This window comes from Jeotgalibaca sp. PTS2502, assembly GCF_001975685.1.
Taxonomy (GTDB): Bacteria; Bacillota; Bacilli; order Lactobacillales; family Aerococcaceae; genus Jeotgalibaca; species Jeotgalibaca arthritidis.
Genome location: NZ_CP019433.1, coordinates 294,872 through 317,970, shown reverse-complemented (window position 1 = coordinate 317,970; position 23,099 = coordinate 294,872). Strand labels below are relative to the sequence as shown.

The following is a 23,099-nucleotide window of genomic DNA, read 5'->3' as shown; positions in this document are numbered from 1 at the left end:
TAAAAGCGAGGAAAGGGGTTTTTTAATAATGAAACTAACATTTACAGACACCGCTGTTGAAGCTTTAAAAAAACGTGACATGACCCAATCATTGAGTTTATTTTACTATACCGATTCGGATTGCGGCTGCCCAAGTTCAGGGATTTTCGCCTTAAGAAGTCATGATGATTCGGATGCGATTTATGATGCGACTATTGAAACAAATATAGGTGATATCATTGCTCAAAAATGGGCTCTTGTCTATTTAGATACAGACAATGTGATTGATTATAAAGAGAGTCAAGGAACATTTATTTTAAAGAGTGAACGTGGCTATTTAAATATGAATCTACCAGTTGAAGACAAGCGAAAAGTCCATTAAAAAAAATCCAGACCTACTGCCGTATAGCAGCATGGTCTGGATTTTTTACTTTAATTAAATAATACCGTAAACAAGAACAGCTAGAATAGCTCCTAGGATCGGTCCAACAACTGGAATCCAAGCATATTTCCAATCTGAATCACCTTTGTTAGGGATTGGTAGTAATGCGTGAGCGATACGAGGGCCTAGGTCACGAGCAGGGTTAATCGCATAACCTGTCGTACCACCTAATGATAACCCAATTCCGATAATTAAAACACCAGTAATCAAGTTACCTGCCCATGGGAATGTATCGTAGTTAGAGAATGATAAAATACCAAACATTAATACAAATGTTCCAATTGCTTCACTGATAACGTTGCTAATTGGGTTGTAAATTTCTGCTCCAGTAGAGAACGTTCCTAAAATAGCACCTTGATCTTCAGTAATGTCATAGTGAGATTTGTATTGTAGCCAAACAAGAACAGAACCAGCGAATGCTCCAAGCATTTGAGCTACGATGTAAGGTAAAACTGATCCCCATGCTAATGATCCATTAATAGCAAAAGCGATTGTTACTGCAGGGTTTAAATGAGCTGGACTCATGTAACCTGATACGAATGCACCAATTGTTACTGCGATACCCCATCCAATTGTAATGGACAGCCAACCCGCTCCATTACTTTTTGTTTTGCTTAGTAAGTTACCTGCTACGATACCGTTTCCAAGTAATACCAAAACCACGGTTCCTAGGAATTCTCCTAAAAATTCTACTCCCATATTCTTTTTCTCCTTATGAGATGGAAGTCTCAGCCCCTATTTAAGAGGCTGATCCTTATCTTTTTTATTTTTTAAAGCTAATTTATTAGTTTGCTGCTTTTAATTCTCTTAAATCACTTTCAGCCAAAACACGGTCTAATTCAGCAAGATGTTCTGCTTTGTCTTCTTCGCTCCAGCCTAGGTATTTCGCCATTTCATTTGCAATCGGTTGGATTAAATCATCCATTGTTTCGCGCATGAATAGCAAGTGATTTGTTCTTCTTAAGAAATAATCAACGGGCGTTAATACCATTTCTTCACGCATTGCATAGTGAAGAACAAGTGTATCACGTAGTGTTAAGCCTTCAACAGCCTCAAGTTCGTTTGCTAAATTAAAGACACGAGGTGCGTTTGAACCAAACACATTGGCAATATAACGTGCATCTGCAATATCTAAGCCACGTTTCACACCAAGTTGTGCGAATGTTTCTAATTCGGATTCAACGTTAGCTGGGTTTAATTCGCCGCCTGAAACTGGGTATGTTTTTGAATTAATGAGTCTGTAGTGACGGCTGTGTTGCTCTGCTAATATCTCAATGATTTTACGCATAGCACCTTCTGCCATTTTACGGTAGTCAGTAATTTTCCCACCTGCTAACGTTACTAAGCCGTTGTCATCAATATCAAGTGAGCTTCCGCGAGAAATAGATGATGGATTTTTCTCTGATGTATTGCTCTCAATTGCAAGAATTGATTCTGTTACATCATCACGATTCGCTTCTTTGTTTAAATAACGGCTAACTGTTGAAATCAAGTTATCGAAACTTTCTTCTGAGATTGAACCATTATCACCACCATTGTAGTCAGACGCATTGTTTCCTGAAATAAGTGGTCTTAGGCCTGCCCAGCTGCTTTCTATATCATCTAGTGTAATATTAACATCTGGGAAGCGGTTATTAACGATTCCTAATAGGTAGTCCACGTCTTCTTGGGTTACAATTGGATGTTTCAAGTCACCCCTGTAATCTGTATCCGTTGTACCGAAGTAAGTTTTGTTTTCGCGTGGAATAACAAATACCATACGGCCGTCGCCTAAACCAGTATCAAAATATGTTGCATTAGGTACTTTAATTTTGCTGTTATCAATCACAAGGTGAACACCTTTAGTTGGGCGCATTTGTTGGATTTGTTGTTCATCGTTATCTAGGTTACGAACAATATCACTCCAAGGTCCTGTTGTATTGATCACGATACGAGCTTTAATCTCGAAATGATTTCCTGTGAGAACGTCCTCAGCTTTTACACCAATTACTTTGCCTTTTTCATCTTTCAAGTAGCCAACAGCTTTCACACGGCTAGCAACTAATGCACCATCTTGGTTAGCACGTTTAATATTTTCAATCACTAAGCGTGCATCGTTGTTACGATAGTCTAGGTATTCCCCCCCACCTAACAAGCCTTCTTGTTTTAACTGAGGAGCACGTTCTAGAACTTCTTCTTTTGTTAGTTCTTTATTTGCTAATGGTGTGCCTGTTACACCAGCTAACAAATCATACAAGTCCATTGCAACTTTCAAGCGGAATTGGCTGAATGTTGAGCCTGGCTCATCATAAACGGGTAATAGCATACGGTCTGCTTTAGGAATATGCGGTGCAATTTGTTGAACGACTGCTCTTTCTTTTACAGTATCTGAAACAACCTCAACATCAAATTGTTTCAAATAGCGGATACCACCGTGAACTAATTTAGTTGAACGGCTACTTGTTCCTTCTGCAAAGTCCTGCATCTCAATTAGACCTGTTTCCAATCCACTTGCTGCAGATTGTAAAGCAACACCTGCACCAGTGATTCCCCCACCAATGACTAGTAGGTCAAGTGTACGATCTTGCAACTTTTCAATTGCCCTTTGACGTGTTTCTTTTGAAAATCTCATCATTTAATCTCTCCTTATTCAGACTCTAGTTCTTCATCTTGTGAAAACACACGGGTTGCGTGAACAGCTTTTTTCCATCCACGGTAAAGTTGTTCTTTACGCGCATTATTCATCGATGGTGTAAATGTTTCGCCAGCTTCGTTTAGTTTTTTGATTTCTTCTAAATCTTCCCAGAATCCTACTGCTAAACCTGCTAGAAACGCTGCTCCTAGTGCTGTTGTTTCTAAATTTTTAGCACGAGCAATTTCAATTCCGATAATGTCTGATTGGAATTGCATTAGGTAGTTGTTCATCGCTGCTCCACCATCAACTTTTAATACTGGAATTTTGATGTCTGTATCGTCTTGCATTGTATCGATAACATCACGTACTTGGTAAGCAATTGATTGAAGAGTTGCCTTAACAAAATCTTCTCTATTCGTTCCTCGCGTCACACCAAATACGGACCCTCGTGCATTTGAATCCCAGTAAGGCGCGCCTAAACCAGTAAAGGCTGGTACAACATAAACTTCATCATTATTAGTTGATTGACGAGCAAGTGCTTCTGATTCTGCTGAGTCTTCAATCATCTTCAGACCATCACGTAACCATTGAATTGAGCTACCCGCAATAAAGATCGACCCTTCAAGCGCATAGTAAATTTTGCCATTGATTCCATAACCAATCGTTGTAAGTAAATTATTTTTAGACATTTGTACTTTGTCGCCAGTATTCATAATGATAAATGAACCTGTTCCATAAGTATTTTTTACCATACCTGGTTCAAATGCTAATTGTCCAAACAAGGCTGCTTGTTGGTCACCAGCCATACCACCAATTGGTACTTCGCCACCGTAAAAGTGGAATGGTATGGTTGTTCCGTATATTTCTGAGTTTGATTTTACTTCAGGTAATAGTTGCGTTGGGATGTTTAATAATTCTAAAATTTCTTCGTCCCATTTCAATTCCTTAATGTTGTATAACATTGTTCTTGCAGCATTTGAATAATCAGTTACGTGTTTAGCACCATCCGTTAATTTCCATACTAACCATGTATCGATGGTTCCGAATAGCAATTCGCCTTTTTCAGCACGTTCTTGTGCTCCTTCAACATTATCTAGAATCCAACGAATTTTAGTTGCTGAGAAGTAAGCATCAATGACAAGACCTGTTTTCTCATGAATCATTTTAGAATAGCCAGCATTTTTTAACTGGTCAGCGATATCAGCTGTTTGACGAGATTGCCATACAATGGCATTATAAATCGGTAGACCTGTCTTCTTATCCCAAATCACGGTTGTTTCACGTTGGTTGGTAATCCCAATACCGGCAATTTGTGTCGGTTTAATACCGCTTTCAATAAATGCCCCTGCAATAACAGATTGAACAGATGTCCAAATCTCATTGGCATTGTGCTCTACCCAACCAGCTTTTGGGAAAATCTGTGTAAATTCCTTTTGGTAGCTACTAACTTTCTCTCCTTTCTTATTGAAAATAATCGCTCTTGAGCTTGTTGTTCCTTGGTCGATGGATAAAATATACTTTTCCATTGAAAGACCCCCTGTTTAATTTTATGGATGTTAATGCTTTCATTTGTATAGACAGTTTACCGTTTATCTGCTTGGTGTAACTATCGTTTTTTTTAAATTTTTTTAAAAAAATGAGAGCCCTCTCATGAAAGCTTTACTGTATCAACGCTAAAACCAGTTTCTAACAGTGAGAAACTGGTTATTTTTTACTTATTTTTATCAGATAAATAGCGATCAATGAGCGCTTCTAGTCGTTGAATATCAAATGAATTAGGCGCTCCCTTTAAAAAGTAATAGGGAAAATGATAGCTTTGATCGTAGACATTCGAAATAACAAGATCAAATTTCCTTTTTCTTTCAAATGGTTCAATCAAAACTAAGCGATTAACTTCGAGAGTCTGACGGAGCACTGATAGTACAGGTAATCGCTTCGTTTCAGACCCCGTCAAATCAACTCCAATTATCAAACTGCGAGGAGTTTGATAAATAACAAATGATAAGACTTCAATCAACCGCCATTTTATTTTGATGTATAAGTCGCCTAAAGCTTGTATCTTTTTTTGATAAAGGTCTTCTACAACTGACTGAATAATCTTCTCAGCTAAATCGGCGTACTCTAGATACATAACGCTCGCAACAATGGATAAATCTTGATTGGTTCGATAAGCGCGATCAAGTAAAGCGCCTTTAAAAAAATACAATTGACCTAGCACTTGATTAAGGGTATACATTCCCTGTTCACTTAAGTTTTCTTCTGAAGAAATAATCGTACGGACGACTCTTAATCCTGTCGTTGTTGCATCACTCACTGGCCCACCATAGCCGAGTTTGTGCTCCATAACATGAGGAGGCAAAATAGACATAGATGTTACAAATATAAATTGACACATGGCCTCTTCTTCTTCAACTTCTAGAGCATATCGGCTTAAATAGCGCAACATTTGTTGGCGTACCTGTTGATAAAACCGATGGGGTAAATAGACCGTCATTAACTGCTTTAAGTGTTTAAAATTTTTCTTTCGAATACCTATTCGCTTTTTGGTAATTGAAAACCATAGGCCTAGCTTAAACTGGTTTGTTTTAGATATTTCAGTCGCCCAAAATTGTTGCAGAGCATCCATAATATCTGTAAATTGCGTTAACCGAAAACGGTGTGAGAATTCTTTTTTAGGTATCGTTAGCCAAAAAAGTTGGTAAAAGAAATAACGAATCTGATGCTCTTCGCCTTTTAAACGGCCATTTTTGATACTAAGCCCAAACTCCTCTAACAAGCTATTGAGAGTCGACAGCTGACGGTGCAGTGTTGCTTCACTCACTAATAAGGCTTGAGCCAATTTTTGAACGGTAACTTCTTCGTACTGATAGAGATAAGTTAGAATTTTATTTTTGATTGAAAAAGGTAATAAGAGCTGGATGAGGTCTTCTTTAGTAACATGGTCACCCATCTGAAGCATGAGACGGTCATTTTCAAACTGAATCGACAGTTCAAACTGATTAGTTTGTGCTAATTCATTTAAATCGTCAATATATTTCAGTAAAGTCGAACGTGATAGTGACGTTTTAGCCAACACGTCCTTTAATTCTGCCTCAATAGGTTGATTCATGAGCGTTGAAATAAGCATCAACTGGCTCTTTTCTCTCTTTTCAAATAGATCCTCTAGCTGCATCCTCATTCACCTCTTTCACTCGTTTTTCATAACATGAAAAAGCTGCTGCATACAAAACAGGATTAATCACAGATACCATAGAATAATACAGGCAATCTTGAAAAGCTAAATCACGATCAGTCATAGCTGCCTTTATTGCAATTGCAATGGTATCAGCTAAAGGCAAGATGTCAGTTTCTGAATAGAGCTGTGCCCCTAGCAACTGCCCACTTTCTTTTTTTACAATCAATTTAATGGTAACTGGAACTTGGTTGATATCTTCTTGTTGATAAATGCTTGTTCTAATATTGTGGTAAAGCTTGGCTTCTTCCTCCGTTAACCCCACGCTTGCCATAAACAAACCAAACAGCTGTGAACCAACAATACGAACAACATCCGTCATTTTCTCATTCATGCCTAACGCATTCATAGCTGCTAATCGACCAGTCATAATGGCATTATTAACAAAAGGAAGATAGTAATCCCTATTTGTTCCTGCATATGGCACACGAATTAAATCGCCTACTGCATAAATGTGGTCCGCACTAGTTTGCAAGTAATCATCAACAACGATTGTGCGATCGAGATGTGTTTCAAGTTTTTCTTCTATTAGTTGGCTGTTCGGCCGAAAATTAATGGCTAGAACAACATGATCTGATAGAAGTGCTTGTTGTTGAGTTGTGAAGGTAATCAAGCTACCCTTCTCTTCCTTAATCGCTTCGACTTGTTGATTTTTGTAAATCGTAATACCACGATTGATTATCCGTTTTTCCAATTCCTCTACCATTTCTGGATCAAAGTATTTAAATGCCAAGCTCTCAAACACTTCAACTATGGTCAGCTTTTTTCCGGCCGAATGATAGGCATCCGCTGCTTCTAGCCCTACTTGTCCACCGCCCACAATTAAAATATGTTTAGACTCTTCTAACTTAGCTTGGCTGTCTAGACTTGCAGCCCATGACTTAGTCGTTAAAACACGAGGGTGGTTGGCACCAATTATCCGCTCGGATGTTTGTCTCGCTCCCATCGCTAAAATTAATTTATTAAAATGAATCGTCTCTGTCTTTTCTTGATAATGAACCGCTAATTGTCGATTTTCCGTATCAATATCAACCACTTCATGTCCTAACAATAATTCAATGCCAGCAGCAACTAAGCTTTCTTTGTTCACTGTCATTTTGTCATTGATCTGCTTTATTCTTCCTTTTAAAACCATATTAATACTACTTGGAATAAATCCTACTTGGTATTGTCGGTCAATAAGTATGACCTTTGCAGATGGATTTAGTCTTTTTAAGGTTAAGGCACTGGATATGCCTGCAAAAGACGCACCAATAATCGCTATTGTTAATTGACTCATCACTGTCAATCCCATCATTCTATAATCGCTCTTATTATTCATCACTATCTTACCAATGTTTTCACTTCGATAGAATAGCATATGCTAGAAATTGATAAACTTCTAATAAAAAGGTAAGTCATTAAAGGTGAAGAGTGACTAGAATCAAATTTTTATCGTCCTATTCACTCTAAATAAGAAAAGCGGACAAGTCCGCCTTGGCCTATGAAAAAATAGGAAATTTGACCCTGAACGAGCAGCGAAGCGCGCAATGGGGAAAATTTATCTTTTTTTCACTAGGTCAGGACTTGGAAGCTAGACATTGATGGCTGAACTTATAATCCCCTAGTCTATAAAAAATCAGGAAGCATTTAGCTTCCTGACTCCATTTAAATCATTATTCATGTAGTTCTAAAGGTAATTGATCGGGATCTCTGAAAAAAGTAAAGCGTTTATTATCCTTTTCATCAATCCGAATTGCTTCGCACGAAATACCATGACTCTCTAAATGCTTGATGGCCGCATCAAAATCCTCTACTTGAAAGCACAAATGTCTTAATCCAGTTGCTTCTGGACTAGTCGAACGTTGTGGCGGATTTGGAAAAGAGAATAATTCAATTTGGCTATTACCTAGCTGCAAATCTAACATATAAGAGTCTCTTTCTTTTCGATAGGTTTCTCTAATAACAGGCAACCCAAGTATTTCTGTATAAAAGTGTTTTGAAACTTGATAATCAGATGCGATAATCGCAACATGGTGAATCTGTTTAATATTCATAGTGGCTAACTCCCCTTTTAAAGTTTAAGAGATTTCACACTTAGAAATTGCCGGTCATCATCGTATTGATACTCTAAATAACCACTAAATTCCAACTCCAGCGTTTCGGGATTCAAAATCATCATCCCTATTTTATCATCCATTTCAACATCCCATTGAATCGTTGGCTCATATAAGAGGATAGACCCATCACTAGAATTTTTCTGAACATCTATATAAGCCCATTCGGTAAAAATATCTGGATTAATGGAAACTTCTTTTTCTAAAACAAATGATTCTGTCGCAATATCATAAACATGAACTACAATGGTTTTTCTATCTCTTACAAAATAGTATAGTTTACCATCTTGTCCATGTCTAATAGTCTCTTCATTATTTAAAATGGCTTCATTGTCAAAAAATAGCTCCTTAAAGCTTTGACTAACTATATTGTAGGAATATAGGTGATTTTCTTCTAACGTATCAGTTTCTTCATTGTAGCTTCTTGTTTCAAGAACAAAATCACCCTTTTTTTCATCTACTAAAAATAACTGTGAACTTCCCCAATCGCTAATATCTCCCGTATTAAACTGATCAATCACCTTAGCTGCTTTTGTATCATAGACATAATAATTATTATGATCATTATAACCTTCTGGATCAGTTAGTAAAACATCTAAGAGCAAATAGCCTTGCCACTCATAAATACCATAAAACACAACATTTTGAACAGCTTTCTCAAATTGAACATTAAATTCTTTAACAGTGATTTCGCCACTTTCCTTGTCTAACTCTTCAATATCAATTGATAACTCGGTTATCGCTTCATGACGACGACTACTATAAAAATCTTCGACATAATAAATGCTTGTGTCATTTTCAGCAAAATTTCCTAAATAAAGTGTTTTTCCTCTCATAAAAGACGGATAAGATTCTATGTACTGAGCGATTGAATCTTCATAGTTAAAATAACTACTTTTCATTTGATTATGTTCATCTAATGCCACTGTATCTTTTTTAATAATGATTGGCTTACTCTGATTTGCTGTATACGAAACAAGATCTGCCTTTAAAACCATATTTTCTACTCGACTAGCATCACCTTCGAGGGTCGTAAACTGAACGCGTCCTAGATTATCTACTTCTTTGGAAGAGATATAGAATATTGTTATGGTAATGAGTGAACATAATACGACAAGCAAACTATTCCATTTCTTTTGGTTCATCCTATCTCCTCCTAAACTGATATTTTCTTTTCCAATAAATAACGTCCAACAAAAATAGCTCCAATACTAATGCCTACTGATAAGACAATGATTAATAAAAGCCACTCAATTGGAAAAAGGTTAAACTGTAGTTCTACATAACTAATATAGATAACAGCTGAACAGGCAAGAATGATTGTCGCTGCACTGCATAATAAGCCCACCCATTTGTAACTTCTCTCCACTAAAATAATAAGGAACAGTACGGATAATGACCCTATGCCAACCGCATAATGAAGAATAAGATCAAGAACATAATTCGGTAAGATTATGCTTAACAATTGATGGGATTGAATAATCTGCCATACTGAGTTAGTTTGAAACACCTCTTTGGGGATCAGCAAGCTTAACAAACCCTGTTCTAAATAAACAAAAATAAGTTGCAAAGCCAATAAGATGACTAACATCACTAGAATAGTTGCTAACTTAGATAGGTAAATACTGATACGGTTACCTGGTAAACTAAGTAGGCGGTAAAAGAAGTTGTTTTTTCCAAACCAGTCTCGGTACCAGATGACAACACAGTAGCCTAGCAGACAAACAATTGCCAACATAATGGAAAAATAAAATATACTGCTCTCACTTATGTTATTAATCATACTAATTGGGCCATAGTCTCTAACGTAGTCCACAATATTCCCTTGCGATTCTCTTTTAAAATACGTCAAATTAGTTTTAAAATGGAAATATGTTAAAAATACTTGACCGATTTGTAAGCCAAAAATGGTAATAATTAACGCTATAAAGCCATATTTAACACGGTCTAATTCATGAATGAGTAAATTTATAGTCTTATTCATCCTTGATAAACCTCCCTCATGACATCAATAATTGCTTTTCCTTCGTTTTCACGCATGTCCTCTGCATAAAAATCACGTTCAATTTTCCCCGCTTGAAGCATCACAATGCGATCAACTAAGACTTCAATTTCATCAATGTGATGGGTCGCAATTAAAACACCCTTACCATCGACAAACTGGCTAGTAAAGACATCTAGAATTTGTTTGCGAGCAAACACATCGACACCTGAAAAAGGTTCGTCCATTAAGTAGTAATCAGCATCTTGAGCAAGTCCTAGTAAGAAATTCGCCTTGGCTTGGCTACCTTTTGATAGATTTTTTAATTTGTCCTCAGGATTTAATCTGAAGAATGTGAGTAATTCATTTGCTTTCTTTTGATTCCAACGCTCATAGTAAATACTCATAAATTCCATGGCTTCTTTAATGGTCATTGATATTGGGACTGTTAAGCTATCCGCAATATAAGCAACCTTTTCAAAATCATTGTTGGTGATAGGTTGGTTATCAAGCATGATGTGTCCCTTATCAATCGGCATTAACCTCATAATACTATTCATTAATGTGGTTTTACCGGTCCCATTAATCCCTGTAATACAAGTGACTTCATTAGGTTTAATTGTAAATGACACACCATCTAATACTTTTTTTCGTCCAAAACGCTTGTAAACATCACGTATTTCAATCATGCTTAGTAACCTCCTCATAACGGTCATGAATGAGTACAGAAATTTCTTCAGAAGATAGACCGAGCTGTTTAGCTACTGACAGAAACTCATTTAAAGCAGAATCAATCAACTCAATTCGTAGTTTACCAATCGTCGTATTATCTTCTGTTATTCTACTTGGTGAGTTACCTTCTGTATAAATCAATCCCTGTTCCTCCATTTCCTTATAAGCTCTCTGAGCGGTGTTAGGGTTTATTTTAAATTGGGCAGCTAGCTCTCTTCTCGATGGAATTTCACTACCAGCTGAAAAGTTTCCAGCTGCAATCTGTTCTTTGAAATACTGAATAACCTGCTCATAAACGGGGCTTCGCCTATCGAATTCCATTTCTTCCCCACCTTTCTTTCTATGTATCAACCGCTTAATACACATCTCTTGTTAACTGTATTATATGCACCATACACCCAACTGTCAATTAGATAATAAAAAAACGGGCTAGAAGTAAAAACTTCCAGCCAGTGTGTCATCCTATATTACGCTTCTTCTTCGAATTTTTCTTTTTCAACTTCGCGGTATTCTTCCATCTTTTTCTTAAACATATCCGCTACTGAAGGAGGTGTGTAAGAAATTGCATTAGCACCTGCTTCAATGGTTGCTAAAATTTGTTCGTCTGTTCGACCACCTGTTGCAATAATTGGGATTGTTGGATAGTCCTTGCGAATGTTCTTCACAATTTCAACCGTATTCGCCCCACCACTCACATTTAAAATATCAGCTCCAGCATCAATTTTTTCTTGAATATCAGTATAGTCCGACACAACCGTTGCAATAACGGGAACATCAACCATATTATTAATCATACGAATCGTTTCTACAGGTGTTGGTCCGTTTACAACGACAGCTGTTGCACCTAACGATTCAGCAAATAAACTGATATTAGCTGAACGTGCACCATTTGTTTTGCCACCGCCAACTCCAGCAATAACAGGCATGGCTGCCACTGATGTAATGGCTTGAATAATACCAGGATGTGGTGTAAAAGAATAAACGGCTAAAACCGCATCTGCATCTGTGTTACAGATAATGGCAATATCCGTTGTAAATAAAAAGGACTTTAATTTTCGTCCGTTTATGTTAATACCACTACATTTTGTTATAACCTCAGGAACTTCTACAATGTCTTTACGAAGGTCACTAATAACGCCAGGAATATGTTTCTTTTCTCTAGCCATAAACACGCTCCTTTCTTTCTTTTCATAGTGTTATTATAGTTGATATTTCCTGAACTGACTAGCATTTGGTAAGTGAATAATGTTAAAAAAGAAGAAAGAATTGACCAGTTTGTGATCAATTCTTTCTTCTTAAATTAATTACTCGGCAAAGTAATTTACTTTAATTTGACGTGCTGCACGCGTTTCATCCAGACGTGTGACTGGTTGACTATGAGGTGCTTCTTGAACTAATTCAGGCGTTTGACGGACTTCTTCCGCAATCGCAATCATTGTTTCAACAAATTCGTCTAATGTTTCTTTCGATTCTGTATCCGTTGGTTCGATCATCATCGCTTCTTCAACGATTAATGGGAAATATACAGTTGGCGCATAGAAATTATAGTCAAGCAAACGTTTAGCAATATCAGCTGTTCGAACACCTAATTTCTTCTGAAGCGTTCCTGATAATACAAACTCATGCTTGCAAATATAATCATATGGCAAGTGATAGGTATCTTTCAAGCGAGCAGCTAAATAGTTGGCATGGAGAACTGCACTTTCTGATGCTTTTCTCAATCCTACTGGTCCCATTGTACGAATATAAGTATAGGCACGAACAAGAACACCAAAGTTACCATAATAAGCTTTTACGCGACCAATGGTATCTGGAAAGTCAGTAACAAGTTCGTAGGTCTTTTCCTTTTTCTCAATTCTAGGAACGGGCAAAAATGGGATAATGTGTTTTTTAACACCCACAGGGCCAGCACCAGGTCCACCACCACCGTGAGGCGTTGAGAAGGTTTTATGCAAGTTTAAATGCACAATATCGAATCCCATTAAACCAGGTGACGTTTTAGACATGATCGCATTTAAGTTGGCACCATCGTAATAAACTAATCCGCCTGCTTCATGGACAATCGCTGCAATTTCAACAATGTCTTTTTCGAATAGGCCTAGCGTATTTGGATTGGTTAACATTAATGCCGCTGTGTCATCGCCAACCTTTTCTCTCAAAGCAACTGTATCAACAAGTCCCTTGTCATTAGTTGGAATACTAATCACATCGTAACCAGCGATATTTGCGCTCGATGGGTTAGTTCCATGAGCACTATCGGGTACAATGACTTTCGTTCGTTGACTCTGACCATTTTTTTCATGATAGGCACGAACCATCATCAGTCCTGTCCACTCACCATGAGCACCAGCAGCAGGTTGAAGCGAAACAGCATCCATGCCAGTGACAACTTTTAAGTCTTCTTGTAGCTCATGCATCAATTGCAAGGCACCTTGAACCGTACTAGCAGGTTGCAATGGATGGATGTTTGCAAAACCATCTAAGCGTGCTGTTACTTCATTTATTTTAGGATTGTATTTCATCGTACAAGAGCCTAATGGGTAAAAGCCATTTTCAACACCAAAGTTTTGATGAGAAAGCTGTGTGTAATGGCGCATTAACTGTAGTTCACTCACTTCAGGCAAGCGAGCGGCCTCTTTACGAACTAAGTGGGCTGGCAGATGGTCTGCTAATTTTTTTTCAGCTACATCTGACTGAGGTAAACTATAGCCAACTCGGCCTGAACGACTTAATTCAAAAATTAATGGTTGTTTATTCATGACGTAACCCTCCTAAAATAGCAACAAATTGATCTAATTCAGCTTTTGTTCGCTTCTCTGTTGCACAAACTAAAAGATGGTTAGGTTTCTTGTAATCATTCGCCAATGAATAACCACCAATAATACCCATTTCTAATAACTTAGCATTGGCATGGTCAGCTGAAAATGGTAATTCCACAACAAATTCATTAAAGAATGGACCATCATTCATAATTGAAAAGCCTTTTTCTTTCAATTGATCAGCTAAGTAGCCTGCTTTATTTACATTAAGTTGTGCCATGTCTTGAATGCCTTGCTTGCCTAAAGAAGACATGAAAACTGCTGATGCTAGTGCATTCAATGCTTGATTTGAGGACATATATGAGGTCGCTTTTTCACGACGAATATGCTGTTCACGACTTTGTAACGTTAATACAAAGCCACGCTTACCTTCTGAATCGACTGTTTCGCCGACCATTCTACCGGGAACACGGCGAACATCTGCCTTGTTTACAGAGAAGTAACCACAATGTGGACCGCCATAAGACATTGACAAGCCAAATGGTTGCGTATCTCCAACAACAATGTCAGCTCCTAAATGTCCCGGTGCTTCTAATAAAGCAAGTGCTAATGGGTTAGCTAGTACAATAAAGCGTGCTTTACTATCAGCTAATAAGTCTTTCACAGCTGCCAAATCTTCAATTGTTCCAAAGAAGTTAGGATATTGAATGACTACAGCAGCTGTCTCATCGTCTAGTTCTTTTTTCAAAGCTTCTAAGTCTGTTTTATCTTTTAAAAGGGGAATCGTAATCATGTCAGTTCCTCTACCCGGTGAAGCAGTTTCAATCACTTCACGTGCTTGAGGATGAACAGCCTGCGAAATTAGAATGCGTTTTTTCTTAGTTGCCGCTTGTGCTAAGCCAACTGCTTCTCCTAGAGAAGCAAAGCCATCGTATAATGACGAGTTCGTTACTGCCATTCCTGTTAATTCACTCATCATCGTTTGGAATTCAAAAATAGCTTGTAATTCACCTTGACTCGCCTCAGCCTGATAAGGCGTATAAGCCGTATAGAATTCTGACCGTGAGATAACCGCATCAACAACAGATGGAATCATATGGTCGTAGCTTCCTGCTCCTAGGAAAATAGGCATTTCATTTGAACTTGTATTCTTTGCTGCTAGCTTTTGCATATGACGCAATAGCTCTCCTTCAGATAGGGGCTGTGGAATAGCAAGCTCTTCAGTCAGTCGAATGTCTTGCGGAATATCTGCAAATAAACCGTCAATGGTTTCGACACCAATCGTTTCAAGCATGTCCTTAATATCTTCTTCTGTATCAGGTAAATAACGGAAGAACTGATCAGTCATTACTTATTCCTCCTCCACAAATGTTTGGTAAGCTTCTAAATCCATTAATTTATCAAGTTCACTAAGGTCAGATAAGACAATTTCAATCATCCATCCATCTTCCATAGCAGAATCATTAACTGTTTCTGGGCTGTCATTTAAAACAACATTTTGTTTTGTAATTTCTCCCGATACAGGTGCATAAACATCTGATACTGACTTAACAGATTCAACCGTTACAATGTCATCGCCTGCTGCAATATCGCCTAGTTCAGCAATAAAATCAATAAAGACAATATCACCTAATTGACTTTGTGCATGGTCTGTAATACCTACTCGTGCAACGTTTTCGTCAATCAGTGTTACCCATTCATGTTCCTCTGTATAATATGTTTTTTGTTCTGCCATTTTAATTCCTCCTAAGTGTTTGTTCATTTAGAAATGTTTTACTCGTTACTTTAGCTGCCACAGTTTTATTTCTAATTTCAATTAGAATATCTGTTCCAATTTCACTATGATCACTTTGTATTAAAGCCATACCAATCCCTTTTTTCAAAGTTGGTGACTGTGTACCGGATGTCACTTCTCCAATCGGATGACCATCCTGATTCAATACGGTGTAACCATGACGAGGAATGCCACGTTCTAAAACGTCAAAGCCAACTACTTTATGAGTTGTGCCTTCTTCTCTTTGTTGTCGTAAAGCTGATTGACCAATAAAAGCTGCTGCTTTTTTGGTTTTAACAGCAAATCCTACTCCAGCCATAATCGGCGAAATATCTTCTGATAATTCTTGCCCATATAAAGGCAATCCTGCTTCGAGTCTTAGGGTATCTCGTGCACCTAACCCACAAGCTAATCCGCCAACAGCTTCACTGGCTTTTAGTATTTCTTCCCATACGGCAGTTGTGTCTTCCGCAGGCAAGTAAAGTTCAAACCCATCTTCCCCCGTATAACCTGTTCTTGATATAAATGATAAGCGGTAATCCGCAATACGTACGTCTTCAATAAAACGATGACGGCCTATCTCTGACAAAGCTTGGTCTGTTAATGACTGGAGCACACTTTCTGCTAAAGGTCCTTGTACAGCAATCAGACCAATTGCAGCTGTTTTATTTTCAATCTGCGCATCCTCAGTTAGATAGCTTCCCATCCATGTCCACACGCGATCGGCGTTAGATGCATTTGGCACCACCACAAATTTTTCTTGATTAAAGCGATAAATCATCACATCATCAATGGCACCGCCATTTTCTTGACAAATAATATTATATTGCACTGACCCATCAGTCATCTTACTCACGTTATTAGTGACTAAATGATTCAAATAGGCTTCTGCTCCACTACCGCTTACCTCAATTTCCCCCATATGAGAACAATCAAATAATCCTAATCGCTCTCTTACAGCCTCATGTTCCTTAATGATCCCAGTAAACTGAATAGGCATTGCCCATCCACCGAAATCAACAAGTTTCACCTGATTTTTTTGATAATAATCAAAAAGGGGCGTTTGTCTTAGCTCAGTCATTTCTTCCTCCTCCCATCTGCTTCTCAGCAAATAAAGTCTTTATTCTATTGTGATTTTCTCTATTTTAGCATATTCTATCAATGATGGACTATATACGATGTATCAAAAAAGAGATTTACTTCTCCATTTCACACACATTTTCTATTGTAGGACAAATTGTTTCATAGTAGAATAGTAAAATAACATTTTCTTAAATTTATGATTAAATTTTAATTAAAATCATTTTTCTGTTAAAATGGATAAATATCAAAATTATTATGGTAAGAGGTGGAACTGTGAAAAAAGTATTAGTAGCTAACCGTGGTGAAATTGCCATCCGTATTTTTAGAGCATTAAGCGAGTTGGACATTTCAACAGTTGGTGTATATGCACAAGAAGATGCTGGTGCTGTTCACCGCTTTAAAGCTGATGAAGCGTATCTTGTTGGAGAAGGCAAGAAACCAATTGAAGCCTATTTAGACATTGAAGGACTTATTAAAATCGCAAAAGACTCCGGTGCAGAAGCCATTCATCCTGGCTATGGATTCCTATCTGAAAACATCGACTTTGCACGCCGTTGTCAAGAAGAAGGTATTATTTTCATCGGTCCTAAATTAGAACACTTAGATATTTTTGGAGACAAAATTAAGGCAAAAAAAGCTGCTGTAGCTGCGGGTATTCAAGCGATTCCTGGTTCTGACGGTCCTGTCTCATCAGTTGATGATGTCGTGGCATTTGGAAACGAGCATGGCTATCCAATTATTATTAAGGCCGCACTTGGTGGTGGTGGACGTGGTATGCGTGTCGCTCATTCCGATGAAGAAGCAATTGAAGGCTTTAACCGTGCTAAAAGTGAAGCTCTATCATCATTTGGTAGTGATGAAATTTACGTTGAAAAATACATCAGTAATCCGAAACATATTGAGGTTCAAATTTTAGGGGACATACATGGCAATGTCGTTCACCTTTATGAACGTGACTGTTCAGTTCAACGCCGCCACCAAAAAGTGGTTGAAGTTGCGCCTTGTATCAATATGTCAGACGACCTACGTAATGAGATTTGTGAATCTGCTTTACAATTAATGCAACATGTTGGCTATGTGAATGCTGGAACGGTTGAGTTTCTCGTTGAGGGAGATAAATTCTACTTCATTGAAGTTAACCCACGTGTTCAAGTTGAGCATACTATTACAGAATTAATTACAGGTATTGATATTGTTCAAGCCCAAATTCAAATTGCCCAAGGACTTGATATCCATAAAGATATTCAAATTCCTGAGCAAGCTAATATTCCATTGATTGGTGCAGCTATTCAGTGTCGTATTACAACAGAAGATCCATTGAATAACTTCTTCCCTGACACTGGGAAAATTAATACCTACCGTTCTCCAGGTGGTTTCGGAATCCGTCTCGACTCGGGTAATGGTTTCCAAGGTACAGTTGTCACACCTTTCTTCGACTCATTGCTCGTTAAGGCTTGTGTACATTCCTTGAACTTCCAGCAAGCGATCAAAAAAATGGACCGTGCGCTGACAGAATTCCGTATTCGTGGCGTTAAAACGAATATTCCATTTTTAAGAAATGTGATTCGTCACCCTGAATTTATTTCAGGCGATGCGAAAACAACTTTTATCGATTCAACACCTGACTTGTTTGTTTTCCCGAAAACATTGAACCGTGGTAATAAAACACTGTCTTATATTTCTAATATTACTGTCAATGGCTTCCCTGGTATTCCTCGTGGCGAAAAGAAATTCTATGAAACACCACGTTTACCAGAAAACATTCAACTACCTGAGAAAAAAATCATTACAGCTAAAATGATATTAGATGAAAAAGGCGCCGATGCCGTAAGTAAATGGGTATTAGAACAAGAAAATGTCTTACTAACTGATACGACTTTCCGTGATGCTCATCAAAGTTTACTAGCTACGCGTATTCGGACAAATGATTTATTAACTATCGCAGAATCAACACAAGCAGGAATCCCACAATTGTTCTCTAACGAGATGTGGGGAGGCGCAACCTTTGACGTGGCCTATCGCTTCCTAAACGAAGACCCTTGGGAACGTTTAGCCCGTTTACGTCAATTAATGCCGAATACTCTCTTCCAAATGTTGTTCCGTGGATCAAATGCTGTTGGTTATCAAAACTATCCTGATAATGGCATTGAAGCCTTTATTCAAGCAGCAGCTAAAAATGGCATCGATGTTTTCCGTATTTTTGATAGTTTAAACTGGACGAAACAAATGGAGAAAAGTATCCAATTTGTTCGTGATACGGGTAAGATTGCTGAAACGGCTATCTGTTATACAGGTGATATCAACGATCCAACTGAAACAAAATATACTGTTGACTACTACAAAAATATGGCGAAAGAATTGGAAAGTTTAGGTGCCCATATTATTGCTATTAAAGATATGGCAGGTTTATTAAAACCACAAGCAGCTTATCGCTTAGTATCAGAGCTGAAAGAAACAATTTCCTTACCAATTCATTTACATACTCACGATACAAGTGGCAATGGTATTTATACATTGGCTGCTGCAACACGTGCTGGCGTTGATATTGTCGACGTTGCACAAAGCGCGATGAGTGGCACAACTAGTCAACCTTCGATGAGTAGTTTCTACTATGCACTCGAGGGAACAAAACGTGCACCTGAATTAAATATTAATAATGTTCAACAAATTAACCGCTATTGGGAAGATACACGTAAATACTACGATATTTTCGAAGCGGGTATCCATACAACGTCAACAGAGGTATACAACCATCAAATGCCTGGTGGTCAATATACTAACTTGCAACAACAAGCAAAAGCTGTTGGTTTAGAGGACCAGTGGGATACAGTAAAAGAACGTTATTCCGTGGTTAATGACATGTTTGGTGACATCGTTAAAGTAACACCTTCTTCGAAAGTAGTCGGCGATATGGCCCTATTTATGGTTCAAAATGATTTATCTGAAGAAGATGTTTATGAGAAAGGGCTTGAAATTGACTTCCCTGCTTCGGTTGTCAGTTTCTTCAAAGGTGACTTAGGTCAACCAGTAGGTGGCTTCCCTGAAAAACTTCAAGCAATTATCTTGAAAGATGAAGCACCGTTAACTGACCGCCCTGGTAGTCTACGTGAGCCAATTGATTTTGATGCCCTTAAAAATGAATTGTCTGATAAGATATCATGGGAACCGAGCGAAGAGGATGTCCTTTCATACTTAATGTATCCAGAAGTCTTCCTTGGCTACGTACAAACCCATGACGCTTATGGTGACATTACAAAACTTGATACACCAACCTTCTTCCACGGTATGCGCCCTGGTGAGCAGATTGAAGTAACCATTGAAAAAGGTAAAACTTTGATTGTCAAACTCAACCAAGTTGGTGAACCTGACGCTGAAGGTAAACGTGTCGTTTACTTTGAACTGAACGGTCAGGGCCGTGAAGTCTTAGTGAAAGATGCAAGTATTACATCAACAAAAGCCATTCGTAAAAAAGCTGAACCAACGAACAAACAACACGTTGCCGCAACTATGCCAGGGTCTGTTCTAGAATTCTTAGTTAAAAAAGGTGACCGTGTTCGTAAAGGTGATCCATTAGTGATTACAGAAGCGATGAAAATGGAAACAACCATTCGTTCATCTGCCAATGGTATCGCTGATCAGTTCTACGTTATCGAAGGTGATCAAATTGATGCTGGCGATTTATTAATTGAGATTGCTAAAAAATAGCAAAATTGGGTTCACTCATTTAAAATGAGATGAGCCCGATTTTTTTATTGAAGGAGTTTTGCCTGTTGAATAAGCATTTTTATAAACATAAAACCCAATATTATGAGACTGACCAAATGAGAATTATCCACCACTCGAACTATATTCGTTGGTTTGAAGAAGCCCGCATTGACTTTATGGATCAATTGGGAATGAGCTACGACCAAATGGAAAAAATGGGAGTTATCATCCCTGTTCTTTCTGTTTCAGCTGACTATAAATCCATGGTTCGTTTTGGCGAAACAGTTATTATTCAAATAACTATTAGCTCGTATAACGGTGTGAAGCTGGCTTTGGACTATCAGATTACTGATAAAGAAACAGGTGATTTGCGAACAAGGGGTTCGAGCCTACATTGCTTCCTAAATGAAGCTGGACGTCCTGTTTCATTGAAAAGAACAGCGCCAGTCATTCATCAACTCTTTTTAGATGCTAGTAAGTAAAAATAAAACCAAGTAATCGAGTCAGTTTGCTCAATTACTTGGTTTTATTTTCTTCTAATATTTCTACAAAATGATCTGTTAAATTCGCGGTAAAGCCCCATAATGAATGCCCATTCAAATCATAGAACGGAATCAGATGTTGGCCAGTTTTAAATTGATAATTTTTCCCATTTGGAATACGGTCAAAAGGGAAATCTTCTGGATGACTTAATTGATAATCGGACACATAATAAGTTGGACGGTTTTCTAAAAAATAGGATAGAGGAATCGTAAAAATGCTAGCAACTTCAGCTTTACTAAACTGAATTGAGTCAAATGGCTTATTAATGACACCTACAAAACAATGAATGACTGCAAACTCACTAACAATGTAGTCAATTTCTCCCAATACACGAATATCTGATTGTTCAACATTCAATTCTTCCATGGTTTCACGAACAGCTGCTTCTTCGAAACTCTCATTGGCTTCAACTGCCCCACCTGGAAATGAAGTTTCACCCGGTTGGGAAATATGTGTCCCTCTCACTTCATATAAAATATGCCATTCACCCTCTCGTTGAATCAAGGGTAACATAACTGAGAAAAAACGTTGTTTACCTAATGGCTGACACGGACGATTTCTTAATACGTCTTCTATTTGATCTAACATGCTGCACCTCCTCTGTTAAAAGTATTATAGCAAACAAAAAGAGATGTTTCAAATTCGAAACATCTCTTTTTTTAGGAGTTCGTTTACCTGCTACCATTTTTTCACTACCCTTTTCATATTCTTTGCCCCTCCTTTAATAAAATCATTTAACACGGCTGTTAAGAATTTTACCGGATGAAACTGCAATTGATTGGAAGTGGTCAAAGCAACCCTTAGATCAGTGAGAATCTCGGCTAAACAAACGGTCAAGTCACCCTTAATAGCTCATTTTTGCTAAGCAGTCATTTCTTTTGGATTCGCTTATTTACCCTTTTCTGCAGTCGCATAAATAAAGACATCTTCTTTTTCTTAATCACTCGATCTGCTTCTGTTGATTGATGATGGGACAATACTTCAAAATTTAGGACGCTTTCTGAGACACGACAATACGATTGAGTTTCAATTTCTGATTGATTCAATCCTACTATTCCTTTCAAGATTCGTCGACTAATTCAATACCTGCCATTATTCCCTTATCCTCAGTTGTCTGTTTCGTTTTTTTATTGTAGAAGGAAAGATAAACCTCACCTTCGATTCCCTCCTTAATTGCTTTTTTCATACCCCTTTCCAATGGCGCAATCAATTGCCCCTCCGTTTTAATAATGGCATTTAACTTTAGTATACCTTCTGTATTTTCAAGCTCAATAGCAACCGCAACATCAGAGGGATAGGTTACCGCTATTTTACTGGCGTTGTAGGTCGCAAAACGATACTCTTTTCCCTTGTCATAAAAACTACAAATAAAGCCTTGAAAAGCTTTGCCATAAAAAGGGATATGGGCATAAGAAAAAAATAAACTGCGTTGGTTATCATTGAAATGGTTGCTCTGAATCCAAATATAGTCTTTTGGAAAACTCCGCCCCCAATCCTTTTCGATATAGCCTTTTCCGCCTGTAAAATCGATAGAGCGATTATTTATTTCCAGACTCCCTTCTAGAAAATGGCTCATACTGACAACTTCATGCTGGCATTCCATATGAGGGATATAAGTAAAAGGTCCCATAATAGTTGGAGAATAAGCTGTTCGCTTAATGTCCTGAAATTTTCCTAAACGCAAGTTACCGGCTATGTTGATGTCATCATCTTCTAAGTGAACTGAAATGAGACTTTCGCTAAATAAATTATCCGCAATTTTAACGACGAATGGGTCTTTTTGATAAACAAAATCATCTAAAGAAAAGCGACTATAGCCTGTTTTAGTGATCGATTCCCCTTGAGTATTTTTTGAAACAAAAATGTATTGGATAAAGCTATGAGAATCCTCTTTCGTCACACTCATTCCCACTATTAAGCTGAGTGCAGTCTGTTGGTCATAGCTAACTTGTTTATAGTACCAACCTTCAAAGTAAGGGCTTTTATTTTTATCTCCTTGGAAAGGCAAAACATTCTTTCTCCACATGTCTGATACGCCACCTTCTTCGTTTCTCTTTTCTTAACTATGATGGACATCCGCCTTTATTGTCAAATAATAAGCCATAGTTCCTTCTTGAGTCTCCAAAATAAAAATAAGCGTATCGGATTATTTTCCGAGA

At 37.8% G+C, this 23,099-nt stretch carries 20 protein-coding genes; 3 read left to right on the top strand and 17 right to left on the bottom strand.

The features are described 5' to 3' along the window. The first annotated feature begins 28 nt into the window (after nucleotides 1-28). The gene (locus BW721_RS01555) at nucleotides 29-361 is read left to right on the top strand and encodes an iron-sulfur cluster biosynthesis family protein (protein WP_076765490.1); all 333 of its coding nucleotides are present in this window, start codon (nucleotides 29-31) and stop codon (nucleotides 359-361) included. 54 nt (nucleotides 362-415) lie between these two features. Here BW721_RS01555 and BW721_RS01550 read toward each other — a convergent pair whose 3' ends face one another. The 15 genes from BW721_RS01550 to gcvT form a co-directional block, all read right to left on the bottom strand. Continuing rightward, nucleotides 416-1,120 (bottom strand): MIP/aquaporin family protein, encoded by a 705-nt coding sequence (locus BW721_RS01550; RefSeq protein ID WP_076765489.1) that lies wholly within the window; start codon nucleotides 1,118-1,120, stop codon nucleotides 416-418. An 85-nt stretch (nucleotides 1,121-1,205) separates the two neighbouring features. Further along, nucleotides 1,206-3,032, bottom strand: a complete 1,827-nt coding sequence (gene glpO, locus BW721_RS01545) for a type 1 glycerol-3-phosphate oxidase (RefSeq protein WP_076768613.1) — start codon at nucleotides 3,030-3,032, stop codon at nucleotides 1,206-1,208. A 14-nt stretch (nucleotides 3,033-3,046) separates the two neighbouring features. Continuing rightward, nucleotides 3,047-4,561 (bottom strand): glycerol kinase GlpK, encoded by a 1,515-nt coding sequence (glpK, locus tag BW721_RS01540; protein ID WP_076765487.1) that lies wholly within the window; start codon nucleotides 4,559-4,561, stop codon nucleotides 3,047-3,049. 185 nt (nucleotides 4,562-4,746) lie between these two features. Further along, the gene (locus BW721_RS01535; RefSeq protein WP_076765485.1) at nucleotides 4,747-6,207 is read right to left on the bottom strand and encodes a helix-turn-helix domain-containing protein; all 1,461 of its coding nucleotides are present in this window, start codon (nucleotides 6,205-6,207) and stop codon (nucleotides 4,747-4,749) included. Then, a complete protein-coding gene (locus BW721_RS01530; RefSeq protein WP_076765483.1) occupies nucleotides 6,185-7,564 on the bottom strand; it encodes an FAD-dependent oxidoreductase in 1,380 nt (459 codons plus the stop codon). The genes BW721_RS01535 and BW721_RS01530 overlap by 23 nt, the downstream gene beginning before the upstream one ends. Nucleotides 7,565-7,922: 358 nt before the next feature. Further along, nucleotides 7,923-8,303 carry an SMU1112c/YaeR family gloxylase I-like metalloprotein gene (gene gloA2, locus BW721_RS01525; RefSeq protein WP_076765481.1) on the bottom strand — a complete coding sequence of 127 codons (381 nt, stop codon included), beginning with the start codon at nucleotides 8,301-8,303 and terminating at the stop codon, nucleotides 7,923-7,925. 17 nt (nucleotides 8,304-8,320) lie between these two features. Next, nucleotides 8,321-9,508: a hypothetical protein gene (locus BW721_RS01520; RefSeq protein ID WP_076765480.1), complete on the bottom strand. Its 1,188-nt coding sequence runs from the start codon at nucleotides 9,506-9,508 to the stop codon at nucleotides 8,321-8,323. Between the two features lie 11 nt (nucleotides 9,509-9,519). Further along, a complete protein-coding gene (locus BW721_RS01515; RefSeq protein WP_076765478.1) occupies nucleotides 9,520-10,347 on the bottom strand; it encodes a hypothetical protein in 828 nt (275 codons plus the stop codon). Next, nucleotides 10,344-11,033 carry an ATP-binding cassette domain-containing protein gene (locus BW721_RS01510; protein ID WP_076765476.1) on the bottom strand — a complete coding sequence of 230 codons (690 nt, stop codon included), beginning with the start codon at nucleotides 11,031-11,033 and terminating at the stop codon, nucleotides 10,344-10,346. The genes BW721_RS01515 and BW721_RS01510 overlap by 4 nt, the downstream gene beginning before the upstream one ends. Continuing rightward, the gene (locus tag BW721_RS01505; protein WP_198031384.1) at nucleotides 11,026-11,397 is read right to left on the bottom strand and encodes a GntR family transcriptional regulator; all 372 of its coding nucleotides are present in this window, start codon (nucleotides 11,395-11,397) and stop codon (nucleotides 11,026-11,028) included. Before BW721_RS01505 ends, BW721_RS01510 begins: the two co-directional genes overlap by 8 nt. Nucleotides 11,398-11,543: 146 nt before the next feature. Further along, complete coding sequence (locus BW721_RS01500; protein WP_076765473.1) at nucleotides 11,544-12,242, bottom strand: hydrolase; 699 nt, start codon at nucleotides 12,240-12,242, stop codon at nucleotides 11,544-11,546. A 138-nt stretch (nucleotides 12,243-12,380) separates the two neighbouring features. Further along, the gene (gene gcvPB / locus BW721_RS01495; protein WP_076765471.1) at nucleotides 12,381-13,835 is read right to left on the bottom strand and encodes an aminomethyl-transferring glycine dehydrogenase subunit GcvPB; all 1,455 of its coding nucleotides are present in this window, start codon (nucleotides 13,833-13,835) and stop codon (nucleotides 12,381-12,383) included. Next, nucleotides 13,828-15,183: an aminomethyl-transferring glycine dehydrogenase subunit GcvPA gene (gcvPA, locus tag BW721_RS01490; protein WP_076765468.1), complete on the bottom strand. Its 1,356-nt coding sequence runs from the start codon at nucleotides 15,181-15,183 to the stop codon at nucleotides 13,828-13,830. Before gcvPA ends, gcvPB begins: the two co-directional genes overlap by 8 nt. 3 nt (nucleotides 15,184-15,186) lie before the next feature. Further along, the gene (gene gcvH / locus BW721_RS01485; protein ID WP_076765466.1) at nucleotides 15,187-15,570 is read right to left on the bottom strand and encodes a glycine cleavage system protein GcvH; all 384 of its coding nucleotides are present in this window, start codon (nucleotides 15,568-15,570) and stop codon (nucleotides 15,187-15,189) included. 1 nt (nucleotide 15,571) lies between these two features. Continuing rightward, nucleotides 15,572-16,690 carry a glycine cleavage system aminomethyltransferase GcvT gene (gene gcvT, locus BW721_RS01480; protein ID WP_076765464.1) on the bottom strand — a complete coding sequence of 373 codons (1,119 nt, stop codon included), beginning with the start codon at nucleotides 16,688-16,690 and terminating at the stop codon, nucleotides 15,572-15,574. A 275-nt stretch (nucleotides 16,691-16,965) separates the two neighbouring features. Here gcvT and BW721_RS01475 point away from each other — a divergent pair, with 275 nt between their 5' ends. Continuing rightward, nucleotides 16,966-20,397 carry a pyruvate carboxylase gene (locus BW721_RS01475; protein ID WP_076765462.1) on the top strand — a complete coding sequence of 1,144 codons (3,432 nt, stop codon included), beginning with the start codon at nucleotides 16,966-16,968 and terminating at the stop codon, nucleotides 20,395-20,397. 65 nt (nucleotides 20,398-20,462) lie between these two features. Continuing rightward, nucleotides 20,463-20,879: an acyl-CoA thioesterase gene (locus BW721_RS01470; RefSeq protein ID WP_232222932.1), complete on the top strand. Its 417-nt coding sequence runs from the start codon at nucleotides 20,463-20,465 to the stop codon at nucleotides 20,877-20,879. 34 nt (nucleotides 20,880-20,913) lie between these two features. On the opposite strand, the gene BW721_RS01465 is transcribed toward BW721_RS01470, so the two are convergent. After that, entirely contained in the window at nucleotides 20,914-21,528 is a 615-nt protein-coding gene (locus BW721_RS01465) for an NUDIX hydrolase (RefSeq protein WP_076765458.1), read from the bottom strand. Between the two features lie 472 nt (nucleotides 21,529-22,000). Then, nucleotides 22,001-22,966, bottom strand: coding sequence for a tocopherol cyclase family protein (locus BW721_RS01460; protein ID WP_076765456.1), 966 nt, complete (start codon nucleotides 22,964-22,966; stop codon nucleotides 22,001-22,003). Between the last annotated feature and the right edge of the window lie 133 nt (nucleotides 22,967-23,099).